Source organism: Aggregatibacter segnis ATCC 33393, assembly GCF_900476035.1.
In the GTDB taxonomy this organism is placed as follows: domain Bacteria; phylum Pseudomonadota; class Gammaproteobacteria; order Enterobacterales; family Pasteurellaceae; genus Aggregatibacter; species Aggregatibacter segnis.
On record NZ_LS483443.1, the window covers coordinates 712660 to 727856 of the forward strand.

At 42.7% G+C, this 15197-nt stretch carries 17 protein-coding genes; 10 read left to right on the plus strand and 7 right to left on the minus strand.

What is annotated here, in order from left to right:
- Positions 1 to 47 precede the first annotated feature (47 nt).
- From DQN58_RS03680 to DQN58_RS10020, 9 genes are all read left to right on the plus strand, one after another.
- Positions 48 to 848, plus strand: a complete 801-nt coding sequence (locus DQN58_RS03680) for a class I SAM-dependent methyltransferase (protein WP_006716768.1) — start codon at positions 48 to 50, stop codon at positions 846 to 848.
- 419 nt (positions 849 to 1267) lie between these two features.
- Positions 1268 to 2215 carry a magnesium/cobalt transporter CorA gene (gene corA, locus DQN58_RS03685; RefSeq protein ID WP_006716772.1) on the plus strand — a complete coding sequence of 316 codons (948 nt, stop codon included), beginning with the start codon at positions 1268 to 1270 and terminating at the stop codon, positions 2213 to 2215.
- 15 nt (positions 2216 to 2230) lie between these two features.
- Entirely contained in the window at positions 2231 to 2791 is a 561-nt protein-coding gene (locus DQN58_RS03690) for a YggT family protein (protein WP_006716774.1), read from the plus strand.
- 26 nt (positions 2792 to 2817) lie between these two features.
- A complete protein-coding gene (gene yggU / locus DQN58_RS03695) occupies positions 2818 to 3111 on the plus strand; it encodes a DUF167 family protein YggU (RefSeq protein WP_006716776.1) in 294 nt (97 codons plus the stop codon).
- A 117-nt stretch (positions 3112 to 3228) separates the two neighbouring features.
- Entirely contained in the window at positions 3229 to 3888 is a 660-nt protein-coding gene (locus tag DQN58_RS03700) for an NAD(P)H-dependent oxidoreductase (RefSeq protein WP_006716778.1), read from the plus strand.
- 68 nt (positions 3889 to 3956) lie between these two features.
- Positions 3957 to 5930, plus strand: coding sequence for an LTA synthase family protein (locus DQN58_RS03705; protein ID WP_006716780.1), 1974 nt, complete (start codon positions 3957 to 3959; stop codon positions 5928 to 5930).
- Between the two features lie 232 nt (positions 5931 to 6162).
- Positions 6163 to 6453 (plus strand): hypothetical protein, encoded by a 291-nt coding sequence (locus tag DQN58_RS03710; RefSeq protein ID WP_006716782.1) that lies wholly within the window; start codon positions 6163 to 6165, stop codon positions 6451 to 6453.
- Between the two features lie 155 nt (positions 6454 to 6608).
- A complete protein-coding gene (locus DQN58_RS03715; protein WP_081456141.1) occupies positions 6609 to 7199 on the plus strand; it encodes a sigma-70 family RNA polymerase sigma factor in 591 nt (196 codons plus the stop codon).
- Positions 7200 to 7231: 32 nt separating this feature from the next.
- Positions 7232 to 7369: a zf-HC2 domain-containing protein gene (locus DQN58_RS10020; RefSeq protein WP_446053821.1), complete on the plus strand. Its 138-nt coding sequence runs from the start codon at positions 7232 to 7234 to the stop codon at positions 7367 to 7369.
- A gap of 50 nt (positions 7370 to 7419) precedes the next feature.
- Here the strand turns inward: DQN58_RS10020 and dprA are convergent, their stop codons facing one another.
- From dprA to lexA, 6 genes are all read right to left on the minus strand, one after another.
- A complete protein-coding gene (gene dprA, locus DQN58_RS03725; RefSeq protein WP_006716788.1) occupies positions 7420 to 8535 on the minus strand; it encodes a DNA-processing protein DprA in 1116 nt (371 codons plus the stop codon).
- Between the two features lie 212 nt (positions 8536 to 8747).
- Positions 8748 to 9197: a 50S ribosomal protein L9 gene (rplI, locus tag DQN58_RS03730; protein WP_006716790.1), complete on the minus strand. Its 450-nt coding sequence runs from the start codon at positions 9195 to 9197 to the stop codon at positions 8748 to 8750.
- A 15-nt stretch (positions 9198 to 9212) separates the two neighbouring features.
- Positions 9213 to 9443 (minus strand): 30S ribosomal protein S18, encoded by a 231-nt coding sequence (gene rpsR, locus DQN58_RS03735; protein WP_005541294.1) that lies wholly within the window; start codon positions 9441 to 9443, stop codon positions 9213 to 9215.
- A gap of 12 nt (positions 9444 to 9455) precedes the next feature.
- Positions 9456 to 9782, minus strand: a complete 327-nt coding sequence (priB, locus tag DQN58_RS03740; protein WP_006716817.1) for a primosomal replication protein N — start codon at positions 9780 to 9782, stop codon at positions 9456 to 9458.
- Complete coding sequence (gene rpsF / locus DQN58_RS03745; RefSeq protein WP_005555822.1) at positions 9769 to 10146, minus strand: 30S ribosomal protein S6; 378 nt, start codon at positions 10144 to 10146, stop codon at positions 9769 to 9771. Before rpsF ends, priB begins: the two co-directional genes overlap by 14 nt.
- A 151-nt stretch (positions 10147 to 10297) precedes the next feature.
- Positions 10298 to 10921: a transcriptional repressor LexA gene (gene lexA, locus DQN58_RS03750; RefSeq protein ID WP_006716824.1), complete on the minus strand. Its 624-nt coding sequence runs from the start codon at positions 10919 to 10921 to the stop codon at positions 10298 to 10300.
- Positions 10922 to 11133: 212 nt separating this feature from the next.
- Between lexA and plsB the strand changes: the two genes are divergently transcribed.
- A complete protein-coding gene (plsB, locus tag DQN58_RS03755) occupies positions 11134 to 13575 on the plus strand; it encodes a glycerol-3-phosphate 1-O-acyltransferase PlsB (protein WP_006716826.1) in 2442 nt (813 codons plus the stop codon).
- Between the two features lie 122 nt (positions 13576 to 13697).
- Here plsB and ffh read toward each other — a convergent pair whose 3' ends face one another.
- Entirely contained in the window at positions 13698 to 15077 is a 1380-nt protein-coding gene (gene ffh / locus DQN58_RS03760; protein ID WP_006716828.1) for a signal recognition particle protein, read from the minus strand.
- Positions 15078 to 15197 lie beyond the last annotated feature (120 nt).

Here is a 15197-nt window from a genome sequence, read left to right on the forward strand (position 1 = left end):
TGCGGTAAAATCTATCGCCAAAATCCACCGCACTTTAGGAAAATACAATGACTTTCTACGATATTGATTTTAACGCCCTCTACAAACAGCATCTTATTGCTTGTAACCATTACAATTTGCCGCCAGAGAAATGGGACAAGAAAGCCGTCAAAATGGCAGAAAATCTGGTGGGGAAAGCCAGCCGTTATAACCAACAATTACTGGAAACCATGCAGGTGCAACCTGACGAAAGCGTTCTCGATATCGGTTGTGGCCCGGGCACCTTTGCCATTCCTTTGGCGCAGCAAGGCAGTCAGGTGTACGCCTTGGATTACAGCACAGGAATGTTGGATGTGTTGGCAGAATATAAACAAAAATTGCAACTGGAAAATTTAAATCTGATTCGTCGTTCTTGGTTGGAGAATTGGGATGATGTGCCGCAAGCGGATGTGATTTTGGCATCACGTTCTACGTTAGTGGATGATTTAGATGACATGATCGAGAAACTCTGCGCTAAAGCGAAAAAACGGGTGTATCTCACTTCCGTGACGCAGCGCCACTTCTTAGATGAAGGCGTATTTTCCGCCATCGGGCGTGATGATATTGGTTTCCCGACCTATATTTACCTGCTCAATCGGCTTTACCAAAAAGGCATTCAAGCCAACCTCAGTTTCATTGAAACGGAATCCGGCCGTTTTATGGGCGAAACCTATGAAGATTTGTTGAATTCCGTGGAATTTTCACTTGGTCCGTTGAACGACAAAGAGAAGCAAGGTTTATCCGCATTTTATCGTCAAAAACAACAGAACAACGAAGCCATCGAACACGGACAACGAAAATGGGCGTTAATTTGGTGGAATGTGGCTTAAAAGTGCGGTGCAATTTTGAGGTGTTTTTTCACTTTAAAAGGTTATTCGGCGAAGGGGATTTTTTTGCCTTCGCCTTGACGAATCAGGCTTTCAGGCGTAACATTGCGCGCGATTTAGTAACATGAGGACACACACTTTGGACAGTCACAGTCGATACCGAACGGAGTTTTTACTGTAACTATCGCCTTTCTCACTTATCGGCGATGGTTTCGTTGGTAAGTTTCTTTTACCTTTCTCTTTTTCGGCATCTTTTCGTCAAACGAAATTTGCAACATATTCTTTCATTACAGCTTTCTTTATTTGTCGTTAAAAAACGCGTCTAAAAACGACCGCACTTTTGATCGTGATTGCTTGTAATATTCCTTTCGTTTGCCGCCGCTTACTGCCATGTGCATAGTCCAATACGGGAGTATGACAAAATGATAAATGCTTTTGCCCTTGAAGACGCTCGCTTGGTTCGTATTGATGAAACCACCGAGCCGTTAAATACCGCGATTTGGCTTGATTTAATTGAACCAACTATTGAAGAACGTGAGACCTTGCAAGAAAATCTAGGGCAGAGTTTAGCCTCTTTCCTTGAGTTGGAAGACATCGAAGCATCCGCACGTTTTTTTGAAGACGAAGACGGTTTGCACTTGCACTCCTTCTTTTATTGTGAAGATGAAAATGACTATGCAGATTTAGCCAGCGTGGCGTTCACTATTCGTGACGGGCGTTTGTTTACCTTGCGTGACCGTGAATTACCGGCGTTCCGTTTATATCGTATGCGTTCTCGTAATCAGCGTTTAATCGAATGTAACTCCTATGAATTATTATTGGATTTATTTGAGACCAAAATCGAGCAACTGGCTGATGTGATTGAAAACGTGTATGCGGATTTGGAAAAATTAAGTCGCGTGGTGTTAAACGGAACCCAAGGGGAAGCTTTTGATGAAGCCTTGGCAACCTTAACAGAACAAGAAGATACCAGTTCCAAAGTGCGTTTGTGTTTGATGGATACGCAACGCGCGCTTAGTTTCTTGGTGCGTAAAACCCGTTTGCCGGCTAATCAGTTAGAACAGGCACGTGAAATTTTACGAGACATTGAATCTTTGCAACCGCATAATGAATCCCTGTTCCAAAAAGTGAACTTCTTGCTTCAAGCTGCGATGGGTTTCATTAATATTGAGCAGAACCGTATTATCAAGATCTTCTCCGTTGTGTCGGTGATTTTCCTCCCGCCAACCTTGGTAGCGTCTAACTACGGCATGAACTTCAACGATATGCCGGAACTTGGGTTTAAATTTGGCTATCCGATGGCGTTGGGGTTAATGGCATTGGCGGCGTTTGCACCCTATTGGTATTTCAAACGCAAAGGCTGGTTATAATTTTAAGGAAACAGCATGAATTCAATTCAATTTTTAATTGCGACTGTGATCAGCGTTTATAGCTTTATTTTAATCTTACGTGTTTGGTTCCAGTTGGCACGCGTGGATTTTTATAATCCTTTATCACAAGCCTTAGTGAAAGCGACACAACCTGTTGTCGCGCCACTCAGTCGATTCGCACCAACAGTGAAAGGTGTGAATATTGCCGCGCTATTGGCATGTTTGATTTTGGGATGGGTAAAATTTCCTTTATTAAACTTTTTTGGCACTATCGCAGGCGCTTCCTTATTTGAATATGCCGTGATTGGTGTATTAAGTGTGGTGCACAGCATTGGTGAGGCTATTTTCTACGTGTTGTTAGTGGGGGCTATTTTAAGCTGGTTTAATCGTGCTGCAGGGCAAACACAATATTTGTTGTACCAATTAAGTGAGCCTGTGCTTCGTCCCATCCGTAAAATTCTACCTAATACCGGTATGATTGATTTTTCACCAATGGTGGTGGTTTTTATCTTGTATTTACTCAATCGTGTGCTCTACGACATCTTCGGTGGTCTTTGGGCTGTGGCAGCGTTTTAAGCTAACGACATTTTAGGAATCTCAGTATGGCGGCAGTAGAACGAAGCGGCGATGATTTGCGCCTTAGAATCTTTTTACAACCCAAAGCCGCCAAAGATCAGATTGTCGGTTTGCATGATGATGAATTAAAAATCAGCATTACCGCACCTCCTGTAGATGGGCAAGCCAACGCCCATTTACTCAAATTCCTCAGTAAACTCTTTAAAGTGCCCAAAAGTAGCATTGTGCTGGAAAAAGGCGAGCTTAATCGACATAAACAGGTTCTCATCCCTTGCCCTAAGGCGATTCCGCCACAAGTTGAAGCTTATTTAACCGTGTAAAAGTGCGGTCAAAAATCCGCATGTTTTTACTGGACAAATATCAAAATAAGCGGAGAATGAGCAAGCAAATTGCAACTTATTCTTATTTCTCATTATGTTATTGTAAAGGAGACATTTATGAGCATCACTAAACAACAAGTATTAGATGCCTTCCATTTCCGTTGCGCAACTCGTTATTACGATCCCGAGCGCAAAATCAGCAAAGAAGATTTTGACTATATTTTAGAACTTGGTCGCTTATCGCCAAGTTCCGTAGGATCCGAACCATGGCAATTTTTAGTGGTGCAAAATCCCGAATTACGCCAAGCCTTAAAACCGGTGAGTTGGGGCATGGCAACGCAGTTAGATGATGCCAGCCATGTGGTCGTCATTTTGGCAAATAAAAAAGCCCGTTACGATTCGGACGATTTTCGCCAGAATTTGTTGCGTCGCGGCTTAAATGAAGAACAACTACAACAAGCTGTGGCGAAATACGAAACATTCCAAAAAAACGACATAAAAGTGTTGGAAAACGACCGCACTTTATTCGATTGGGCGAGCAAACAAACCTATATCGCTTTGGCTAATATGATGACGGGGGCTGCCTTAATCGGCATCGACAGTTGCCCGATTGAAGGTTTCAATTATGCGGAAGTCAACCGTATTTTGGCGCAAACCGGTGCGTATGATGCAGAAAAATATGCGGTGTCTGTGGCGGTGACTTTCGGCTATCGTGCTAAAGACATTCGTCCGAAATCCCGCAAGCCACTCAATGAGATTGTTCATTGGATTGAATAATTTTTCTCAAATCCGTTCTTTGCTTTCATAGCCTAAAAGAGCGGATTTTTTATGTTTTGGAGACTAACATGTCACGATATTTATTTACGAAAGGCAGACCGCGTTCGTTACTATTTCCGATTTTTTTCTTTTCTTTGATTAATCTCATCGTATTTACCCTGTCTCGCCTCGGCTTGTCTTTATGGCAACAAGAACGGGTCAGTGCCGTTAATGGTTGGGGCGAATTGTTCTTGCAAGGCCTACGCATGGACGTAGTATCTTTGTGTTATTTATTCGGCGTGCCGGCCTTATTGACTGTGTTGCTATATCATCAAAACGCGTTAGGGCGCATTTGGCAGCGTATTTTGCGTTTCTGGTTGACGGCCGGCAGTGTGTTTATCGTGTTTATGGAACTGGCGACACCGGCGTTTATTGAAACCTATGATTATCGTCCGAATCGTTTGTTCATCGAATATTTAATTTATCCGAAAGAAGTGTTCTCCATGTTGATGGAAGGGCATCTAAGTGCGGTCATTTTTAGCCTTGTTTTTACCCTTATCGCTGCCGTGGTGTATTGGAAACTGGCCGGTTGGGCGGTGCGTAATATCACGACAATGCGTTGGACGTGGCGTCCGGTGGTGGCGTTGTTGGTGATTGCGTTGAGTTTTCTTGGTGCGCGTTCTAGCTTGCAACACCGCGGAATCAACCCGGCCATGGTGGCATTTTCCTCTGATGCCATGGTGAATTCTTTGGTGCTGAATTCAGGCTATTCCGTGATTTATGCAGCACAACAGTTTAAAGATGAAGGCACCTCTTCCGAAGCCTACGGTAAAATGGATGTGGAAGAAATGCTCTCCATTGTGAAAAACAGCGGAAGCCGTCCGGCAGAGGCTTATCTTTCCAAGGAAATTCCAACCTTGACCCATAACCAAGCCACTTACCAAGGTAAACCGAAAAATATTGTGATTGTGTTGGAGGAAAGCCTTGGGGCGCAATTTATCGGTACGCTAGGTGGTTTGCCATTGTCGCCCGAATTTGACAAGCTGGCACAGCAAGGCTGGTTGTTTGATAATTTATATGCCACCGGTACCCGTTCCGTACGTGGTATTGAAGCCGTTACCGCGGGTTTTACCCCGACACCGGCACGTGCAGTTGTGAAATTGAATAACAGCCAAAATGGTTTCTTTACCTTGGCGCAAATCTTAAGCCAACGGGGGTATGACACGTCCTTTATTTACGGCGGGGAAAAGCATTTTGATAACATGGCGGGCTTTTTCTACGGTAATGGTTTTAAACGTATTATTGACCAAATGGATTATCAAAACCCAAGCTTCACCGGGACTTGGGGCGTGAGTGACGAAGATTTGTTCACTAAAGCCAATGAGACGTTTACTCAATTACACAACGAAGGAAAACCGTTCTTTAGCCTCGTGTTCAGCTCCAGCAACCACGATCCGTTTGAATTTCCGGATGGAAAAATCGATCTGTACGAACAACCGAAAGCCACGCGCAACAATGCGGCAAAATATGCGGATTATGCGATTGGGCATTTCTTCAAACTTGCGAAAGCCTCCAATTATTGGCAAGACACTATTTTCTTAGTGATTGCTGACCACGACTCTCGTGTGGCTGGTGCCAGCTTGATGCCGATTAAGCATTTCCATATTCCAGCATTGATTTTGGGCGAAGGCATCGAGCCGCGTCGTGATAACCGTTTGGTCAGCCAATTCGATATGCCGACGACCTTACTTTCTCTGGCTGGCATTAGTGGCGATTACCCGATGATCGGTTATGACCTGACTCAACCGAACGATCCAAACCGCGCCATTATGCAGTACGACCAAGTGCAGGCACTGATGCGGGGCAATGATGTGGTGATTCAATTCCCGAAAGTCGGTGCCAAAACCTACCGTTACGACAAAGCCACCGAAACCTTAACGGAAGCAGAGGTGCCGCAAAGCATGGTGAAAGAAGCTTTGGCTCACGCATTGTTAGGCAGCTATTTGTATAAACACCGCTTATACACAACGCCGGAAATTAAACAGGCGGAAAGCAAGCGCTGATTTTAAGTGGAAAAGTGCGGTGGAAATTCTCGATAGATTTTAACCGCACTTTTTTTGTTTTCTGTCATCGCAGCTTACCTCCTCTTCCCATCACCTCTTTTTTCATAAAAATTTTTGTAAGAAATTGTCAACGAGTTCCGTCTAATCAGCATGTAGGAAAGCATTCGTTTTCTTACAGTTTTTCTTAATTAAAAAAATTCAACACATCTTAATAGGATTAAAGGAGTTTCTTATGAAAAAAATGACATCATTCGTAACATTAGCCGGTGTGCTTGGCATGGTAATGGCTTTTCAAGTTTCTGCTGAAATGAAAAGCATGCAACCAATGGAACAGCAAATGGAACATAAAATGGAAAGCATGAAAGATGCCAAGCCGATGATGGATAATAAAATGGATAAGATGAAAGAGGGAAAATCAATGAAGCATGACATGAAGAAAAAGATGAAATCAGATAAAAAAATGATGGAAAATAACATGGAACAGGGTATGAAAGAAGCTGAAACAATGAAGCCAAAAATGTAACTTTTAAATGATAAGGCTTGTGCTAAACAAGCCTTATCACAAAGCGTATCATTCATATCCATGAATTCTGCGGTATGGCTTTCTTTGTGAAAGAGGTAGGATTATGATGAATGCCTGCAAGTACAGATAAAACGGATTTTCTTATGTCTTCAACGATGCCCTTGGCTTTTCAATTGATTTCATCTCAGCAAATACAAGAGATTCGGGAGCAAATGTTAAAATTTGCACTGCTGCAGTTGCGTGACAAGGATTTGGCGGAAGATGTGGTGCAAGAAGCCCTGACAAGGGCGTATCAGCATGCGGCGTCATTTAAAGGTGCGGCTGCGTTAAAAACGTGGTTTTTCGCCATTTTAAAAAATCAGATTATTGATTTGTTGAAGTATCGGCAGCGTGTAGTGACGGTTTCAGAAGTGAGTGATGACGATGACCCGAATGCGTTTTTTGATCAAGAAGGGCATTGGGATCGTAGTCGATTTTTACCCTCAACTTGGGAAGAACCTCAAGAACAGGCATATAAAAAAGAGTTTTGGATTATTTTTGAAGCATGCCTGGATCATTTACCGGCACAGCAAGCGCGTGTTTTTATGATGCGAGAATATTTTGATATGCAAAGTGAACAAATTTGCCAAGAATGTGATGTATCCATCTCTAATTTGCACGTGTTGCTATACCGCGCCCGCTTACAATTACAAGCATGTTTGTCCCGCCATTGGTTTGATCATAAGGATAACGCCGGAGAGAAATGATGAAATGTAATCAAGTCACCAAATTTATCTCAATGCACCAAGAAAAACCCCAGTCCTTATTAACACAAGGTCGGGTGTATCTGCATTTGGCTATTTGTCCGTACTGTCGCGCATTTGCTAAAAATTGTAAAAAAATGCATAAGTTAATGCGTGATTTCTCTGAACAATAAGCATCGATTGTTTCTTATTCTGAGGATTTTGATGTCTTTTGAGGGATAAATTAAGTGCGGCGGTATAACCCGTTTTCACTGTAAATCAGTTCTTGAAGTTCTAATTCTAAAAGCTGAATAAGAAGTTGCTCCACCGACAAATTGAGTGTGCTAGAGAGGGAATCAATGCTGATTGGCGTATACCCAATCGCTTGATAAAGTTCAGGATAAGTAGGCGATACCTTTTCCTCTTGTTGCGGAGAAATGACCGTTGGGGAAGAAAAGTGCGGTCTATTTTTCAGGTGTTTTTCCCATGCCATTTGTGGTGCAAGGTTTTCTAAAATATCTTCTACATTTTCTACTAGCATCGCGCCTTGTTTAATAAGTTTATGACAGCCTTGGCTAAATTGACTTTGGATATTGCCGGGTAGAGCAAAAATTTCTCGGTTTTGTTCCAGTGCATAACGAGCGGTGATTAAAGATCCGCTACGTTCGGTGGCTTCGATAATTAATGTCGCGAGAGATAATCCGCTGATAATGCGATTACGGCGGGGAAAGTTTTCTGCGATAGGAGGTTGTAACGGGAAAAACTCAGAAACTAACGCACCACCTTGTTCAATGATATGTTGTGCCAATTTACGGTGTTTTGCCGGATAAACCTCTTCTAAGCCACTCCCTAATACCGCGATAGTCGGCTGTCTCAAATCTACTGCTGCTTGATGACAGAATCCGTCAATGCCCAGCGCAAGTCCGCTGGTTATGATGAAGCCGTTGGTGGTTAATTCTGAGGCAAAATACTTTGCCCAGTATTCCCCATAACTAGAACATTGGCGACTGCCAACGATAGCAATCTGTGGGTGAGATAAGGTGGATGTTTCACCTTTGACGAATAACACTGGTGGTGCGCTGTCAATTTGTTTTAATTGCTGAGGATAGTCCGGATGATAATAATCAAGAATATGATTTCCTTCTTTTTCTCCCCATAAAAGTGCCGGTTCAATATAGCGTTTTTCAGGATTGAACCACGCTTGGATTTGTTGAGCATTCCACCCTATATGTTTGAATGCGGTAACATCGTAATCTTGTAAATCAGATAAATTTACTTGATCAAGTATTTTTTGAATTGAGGTTGGGCCTAGTTTAGGAATTTGTAATAGGCGAAGGAAAAGGGGTAAATGGTTGTTCATGCTCTTCTTTGCTCTTTTTAAAGCAAAATTATACGGAGAGCAGAAATGAGGAGGATAAAAGAGGTGTTATTTTGCGATCAGGATCGTAATTTAGAAAGAAAGAGGATAAAAATTGGGAGAGATGGGGGAGAAATATTATTTTTTATTACCGCACTTTTTAGTATCAAATAAAAAACCCGGCAGGGCAGCCGGGTTTTTCTTTTCGCACTGAATTATTCAGCAACGATAATCACGTTCAAGTGAGAGAAAACTTCGCCATGGAATTGGAAAGTTACTTCATGTTCACCAAGAGTACGGATTAAACCGTTTGGTAAACGAACTTCACTTTTCGCCACTTCAACGCCTTTTGCAGTGATTGCATCAGCGATGTCACGGGTACCGATAGAACCGAATAAACGACCTTCGTCACCTGCTTTAGATGCGATGGTTACAGAACCTAATGCTTCTAAGCGTGCTGCGCGGTCAACAGCAGCGGCTAATGCTTGTGCTGCTTTTTCTTCTAATTCTGCACGACGTGCTTCAAAGTGTTCAATGTTAGCTGCGGTTGCCATAACTGCTTTACCTTGTGGGATTAAGAAGTTACGTGCGTAGCCGGATTTAACATTTACTTGATCGCCCACTTTACCTAAGTGTGCAATTTTATCTAAAAGAATTACTTGCATTTGACCTTCCCCTTCTTAGTGATGATGCGTGTCAGAGTAAGGTAATAACGCTAAATAACGAGCGCGTTTGATTGCGCGAGCTAATTGGCGTTGGTACTTCGCACGAGTACCGGTAATGCGGCTTGGTACAATTTTGCCGCTTTCAGAAATGTAGTTCTTTAATGTAGCGATATCTTTGTAATCGATTTCAACAACATTTTCCGCTGTGAAACGGCAGAACTTACGACGACGGAAATAACGTGCCATTTGGCTGGTCTCCTAATCTATAAATTCGATTTGCTCGGCATGTAAGACTAATTGTTTTGACCCATTATTTAACTGATGGGTGGTTAAAAAACCTTGAATTAATACTTTATTGCCGACCGTAATGCCTTGAGTTTTTTCTACTAATTGATTGCCGCTTACCTGAACCGGAATTTTGCACCAAGCTTGTCTGCTTAAATTAGCTTCCACTTGGTTTGAACGATGTTCCAATAAAAATTGGCAATGTTCGATTCCGTTTGGGCTTTTGCGCCGCTTAAGATTACCGGTAACGATACCAATAATGGATAAACGGTTTTCAATGTTCAAATTACTCTTCAGCATCCTCAAAATCGTTGGATTCAACTTCAGTTAAAGCTTTACGATCATCTTTTGCTTTAACCATTGGGGACGCTTCGGTTACGGCGTGCTTAGTGTGAATAACAAGGCTGCGTAATACAGCATCGTTATAACGGAAAGTCGTTTCTAGCTCGTCGATTACTTGTTGAGGCGCTTCTACATTCATAAGCACATAGTGTGCTTTATGTAATTTGTTAATTGGGTATGCTAATTGACGGCGACCCCAATCTTCTAGGCGATGAATTTGACCGCCGGCTTCTTTTACAGAACCGGTGTAACGTTCAATCATGCCCGGTACTTGCTCGCTTTGGTCCGGATGAACCATAAACACGATTTCGTAGTGACGCATTACTGCTCCTTACGGGTTAATCAGCCTCCAACGTAAGACCAGTCACCAATCTTGTGGAAGCAAGGAACTAATTCGGATGTGACTGAGGGCGCAAATTATACACGGAAAGCTGGTTTTTGCAAGAAAAGTGCGGTCGATTTTTCCGGTGTTTTTACATCCAAGCATTATTACGAATAATGCCGACAGCGATCCCCTCAATTTCGAATTGCGTCGGTTGAGTCAAATCCACGACAATCGGGGCAAATTCTTCGTTCTCGGCATGTAAATAAACCGTCGAACCTTTACGCTCCAAACGTTTTACCGTGACTTCGTCTTCAATGCGGGCAACGACAACTTGTCCGTTGCGTACGTCCTTGGTGCTATGGACGGCTAATAAGTCACCGTCCAAAATGCCGATGTCTTTCATGGATTGACCATAAACTTTGAGTAGAAAATCCGCTTGTGGTTTGAACATTGTCGGATCAACATGATAGGTGCCTTCAATATGTTGTTCGGCCAAAATCGGTTCGCCTGCGGCAACGCGCCCGATTAACGGTAATCCCGGTTCTTCTTGCCCATTATCTTCAAGCAATAAGCGAATACCACGGGATGTGCCGGAGACGATTTCAATCACGCCTTTTTTCGCTAATGCTTTTAAATGTTCTTCAGCCGCATTTGGCGAGCGAAATCCCAGTTCTTTAGAGATCTCCGCCCGTGTTGGTGGCATGCCGGTAGTTTCAAGATGGTGTTTCAGAAAATCATAAACTTCCTGTTGCCGAGCTGTAAGTGGTTTCATAAATTTACCCTGTTATTTTATACATAAGTAACTGGTATTATATACAGAAAAGCTTGGGGCGCAACTTTTCTTTTGTTGAAATATAAATCGAATCAGAGGCTTATCCTAGAATTGTGTTGTTCGTCACTAATTCTATGAAGTTTTTATGCTAAACTAGCGCCAATTTTGCACAAAGTATGTGAAATAACGTTAATTATACAAGGATATTTATTATGGCTGGTTTTCTGAATGCTTACCGGAAATTACTTGAATTGCCATTGTCGATTTTAGTAAAAAATAATCCGATTCCTCATCATCCTATTGAAGAACTAGAACTAAATATTTCCCAACCTATCGTTTATGTGTTGCCTTACACATCACAAACCGATTTTGTGATTTTCCGTAAAAACTGTTTGAGCGTGGGCTTGCCGGATCCTTTAGAACAAAATGAAATTAATGGCAATTTATTACCTCGCTTTGTTTTTTTAGATGAAGGTCGCCGCTTTTTTAAATCGAAAGGGGCTAAAAAAGAAACGATCACTGTTTTCAATAAATATTTGGAATTGCACCGCACTTCACCGGATTTAGACGTGCAGTTAGTTCCCGTTTCAGTTTTATGGGGAAGAGCTCCGGGGCGTGAAGATCAAACGGGTTTGCCAAACTTACGTTTGTTAAACGGGCTACAAAAAACAGTCGCGGCATTATGGTTTGGACGCGATACCTTTGTGCGTTTCTCGCAAGCGGTGTCTTTACGTTATATGACTCGTGAGCATGGATTTGATCAGAAAATTGCACAAAAATTAGCTCGTGTAGCCAAAATGCACTTTGCTAAACAACGTATTTCGGCGACTGGTCCTCGCTTGCCAAATCGCCAAGCCATGTTCAATAAATTATTGCAACTGCCGGTAATTTTAGCGGCAATCGAAGACGAAGCGAAAAGTAAGAACATTAGTAGAGAGAAAGCGCATAAAGAAGCTGAAAAAATTCTGGATGAAATTGCGGCGAATGTGAGCTACGAAAGTTTACGTGTAGCGGATCGTTTCTTGCGTTGGTTGTGGAACAAATTGTATCAAGGCATTCAAGTTGAAAATGCGGATCGCGTGCGTAAATTGGCGTTAGAAGGCCATGAAATCGTGTATGTGCCTTGTCATCGTAGCCACATTGACTATTTATTGCTTTCCTATGTGTTATATCACCAAGGTTTGGTTACTCCGCATATTGCCGCAGGGATTAACCTTAATTTCTGGCCGGTTGGTGGGATGTTCCGCCGTGGTGGGGCATTTTTCATTCGTCGAACCTTTAAAGGTAACCGCTTATATTCTACGATTTTCCGTGAATATTTGTCGGAGTTGTTCCATCGTGGATATGCCGTGGAATACTTCATTGAAGGTGGGCGTTCACGTACGGGGCGTTTACTCGCGCCGAAAACCGGTATGATGTCCATGACATTACAGGCATTACAGCAACAACAGAGCCGACCGATTACGATTGTGCCGGTGTATGTGGGGTATGAACACGTTTTAGAAGTGGACACTTACGCCAAAGAATTACGTGGTGCGGCGAAAGAAAAAGAAAATGCCGGCTTGGTATTACGTGTGATTAAAAAATTGCGTAATTTAGGCAAAGGCTATGTGAATTTCGGTGAGCCTATTACGTTAAATGCTTATTTAAATCAAAACTTCCCGGAATGGAAAGAGCCACCGGAAGATCGCCCTCAATGGTTTAATAAAGCTGTCGATGCGGTTTCCCATCAAGTGATGGTGAATATTAATAAAGCCGCGGCAGTGAATGCCATGAACTTAACCGGCACGGCATTGTTGTCTTCCCGTCAACGTGCACTTTCCCGTGAGCAATTATTAGAGCAACTTTCCAGTTATCAACAATTATTGCAAAACGTGCCGTATTCTGACGATGTCGTTGTGCCGGCTGAAAAACCGGAAATTATGCTGGATCATGTGTTAAGTCTGGATCGAGTCGGTATTTTGGTGGAGAAAGACAACTTCGGTGAAATTGTCCGTTTGGAACGTTCTTCAGCCGTATTAATGACCTACTACCGCAATAACATTCAACACTTATTTGTGTTGCCATCCTTGGTCGCAAGTATTGTGTTGCATTACGAAGGTATTCAAAAGGATTTAGTGTTAGATGCCGTGCTTAAGATTTACCCGTTCTTGCGTAGCGAATTATTCTTGCATTTTACGGAAGAAGATCAGATCGCACAGCGTGTAGAGCAAATCATTAACGAATTGCAACGCCAAAATATTATTAAGCACAGTGAGAATATGCTAACAATCAATAAGCCGAATATTCGGATGTTGCAACTTTGGTCTGCCGGTGTACGTGAAATCTTACAACGCTATTACATTACCGTGAATTTACTGCAAAATAATCCATTGATTTCCCGTGCAGATTTGGAAAAAGAAAGTCAGTCTGTAGCACAACGTTTGTCTGTCCTACATGGCATTAATGCACCTGAATTCTTTGATAAAGCAGTTTTCTCCGCCTTTACGAATAGTTTAAAAGACCAAGGCTATTTCAATGAAAGCGGCAGTGCGAATACGGAAAAATTGCATGTGTTGGCAGAGATTCTAACCCATCTGATTTCAACGGAAATTTGCTTAACGATTAACGGTGCCGTGACAAAAGTAGAAGAGAAAGAACATAGCGAAAATTAAGGAAACAAAGTAAAAGTGCGGTCATAAAAAAGGTTATTTTTTTTGACCGCACTTTGTTTTTTTAAATTATTTGTTAATAAAAAAGCCATCTTCCTTTAGATGGCTTTTTCTTTGTGTCTGAGTTAACGTCTAAACATTCCGCCTAATCCGCCGAGCCCGCCGCCCATTAAGCCTTGCATGCCGCGCATCATTTTTGCCATGCCGCCTTTACGCATTTTCTTCATCATACGTTGCATTTCGTCAAATTGTTTGAGTAGCTTGTTTACATCTTGCACCTGCGTGCCGGAACCAAGAGCAATGCGACGACGGCGAGAACCTTTGATGATGTCCGGATTGGCGCGTTCTTTTAAGGTCATGGAATTAATGATGGCTTCGAGTTTGTTGAACATTTTGTCGTCCACCTGATTTTTCACATGATCCGGTAGGTTTTTCGCGCCCGGTAATTTTTCCAACATGGACATCATGCCGCCCATTTTTTTCATTTCGCGTAATTGTTCGCGGAAATCTTCTAAGGTGAAATCGTCGCCTTTTTTGAATTTTTGCGCCATTTTCTCCGCTTTTTCACGGTCAACGGAACGCTCTAAATCTTCAATCAAAGAAAGTACATCACCCATGCCAAGAATGCGCGACGCCACACGATCCGGGTGGAACGGCTCTAACGCATCGGTTTTTTCCCCCACCCCGAGGAATTTAATCGGCTTGCCGGTAATTTGACGAATAGATAATGCGGCACCACCACGCGCATCGCCATCCACTTTGGTGAGGATCACACCGGTAAGCGGCAAAGCCTCATTAAAGGCTTTTGCTGTATTTGCCGCATCTTGACCGGTCATGGCATCCACGGTGAAGAGTGTTTCAATTGGATTTAACGCAGCATGAACTTGCTTGATTTCATCCATCATTTCACTATCAACGTGCAAACGACCTGCAGTATCCACGATCAGCACATCGTAGAATTTTAATTTCGCGTCTGCCAACGCGGCTTTCGCAATATCTACCGGCTTTTGTTTCACATCGGATGGGAAGAAATCGACATTAACCGCTTGGGCAAGGGTTTCTAATTGTTTGATCGCTGCAGGACGATAAACGTCGGCAGACACCACAAGCACTTTTTTCTTATGGCGTTCACGCAGAAATTTGGCCAGTTTACCCACGCTGGTGGTTTTCCCCGCCCCTTGCAGACCCGCCATTAAAATCACGGCAGGCGGTTGGGTAGCCAGATTTAAACTTTCGTTGGCTTCACCCATTGCCGCTTCTAATTCGGCTTGGACGATTTTGACGAATTCTTGTCCCGGTGTGAGGCTTTTATTGACTTCCACCCCAATGGCGCGTTCTTTTACGTTGTTAATAAAATCGCGCACGACCGGCAATGCCACATCGGCTTCTAACAATGCCATGCGCACTTCGCGCAAGGTTTCTTTAATGTTATCTTCGGTTAAACGACCTCGACCGCTGATATTGCGTAAGGTTTTGGAAAGACGATCGGATAAATTCTCAAACATAATATTTCCTGTGGTTAAATCGGAAAGGTATCATCGGTAAAATGCCGTTCATTATACTGAAATTCCGCGCATTTTCACGTCAAATAAAGTCGTGGCGATTTTAGCTTGATCTCGTTAGAA

Coding starts and splice junctions, on each gene's coding strand:
- DQN58_RS03680 (WP_006716768.1), top strand. CDS start 48: ATGACTTTCTACGATATTGATTTTAACGCCCTCTACAAACAGCATCTT.
- corA (WP_006716772.1), top strand. CDS start 1,268: ATGATAAATGCTTTTGCCCTTGAAGACGCTCGCTTGGTTCGTATTGAT.
- DQN58_RS03690 (WP_006716774.1), top strand. CDS start 2,231: ATGAATTCAATTCAATTTTTAATTGCGACTGTGATCAGCGTTTATAGC.
- yggU (WP_006716776.1), top strand. CDS start 2,818: ATGGCGGCAGTAGAACGAAGCGGCGATGATTTGCGCCTTAGAATCTTT.
- DQN58_RS03700 (WP_006716778.1), top strand. CDS start 3,229: ATGAGCATCACTAAACAACAAGTATTAGATGCCTTCCATTTCCGTTGC.
- DQN58_RS03705 (WP_006716780.1), top strand. CDS start 3,957: ATGTCACGATATTTATTTACGAAAGGCAGACCGCGTTCGTTACTATTT.
- DQN58_RS03710 (WP_006716782.1), top strand. CDS start 6,163: ATGAAAAAAATGACATCATTCGTAACATTAGCCGGTGTGCTTGGCATG.
- DQN58_RS03715 (WP_081456141.1), top strand. CDS start 6,609: ATGCCCTTGGCTTTTCAATTGATTTCATCTCAGCAAATACAAGAGATT.
- DQN58_RS10020 (WP_446053821.1), top strand. CDS start 7,232: ATGCACCAAGAAAAACCCCAGTCCTTATTAACACAAGGTCGGGTGTAT.
- dprA (WP_006716788.1), bottom strand. CDS start 8,535: ATGAACAACCATTTACCCCTTTTCCTTCGCCTATTACAAATTCCTAAA.
- rplI (WP_006716790.1), bottom strand. CDS start 9,197: ATGCAAGTAATTCTTTTAGATAAAATTGCACACTTAGGTAAAGTGGGC.
- rpsR (WP_005541294.1), bottom strand. CDS start 9,443: ATGGCACGTTATTTCCGTCGTCGTAAGTTCTGCCGTTTCACAGCGGAA.
- priB (WP_006716817.1), bottom strand. CDS start 9,782: ATGCTGAAGAGTAATTTGAACATTGAAAACCGTTTATCCATTATTGGT.
- rpsF (WP_005555822.1), bottom strand. CDS start 10,146: ATGCGTCACTACGAAATCGTGTTTATGGTTCATCCGGACCAAAGCGAG.
- lexA (WP_006716824.1), bottom strand. CDS start 10,921: ATGAAACCACTTACAGCTCGGCAACAGGAAGTTTATGATTTTCTGAAA.
- plsB (WP_006716826.1), top strand. CDS start 11,134: ATGGCTGGTTTTCTGAATGCTTACCGGAAATTACTTGAATTGCCATTG.
- ffh (WP_006716828.1), bottom strand. CDS start 15,077: ATGTTTGAGAATTTATCCGATCGTCTTTCCAAAACCTTACGCAATATC.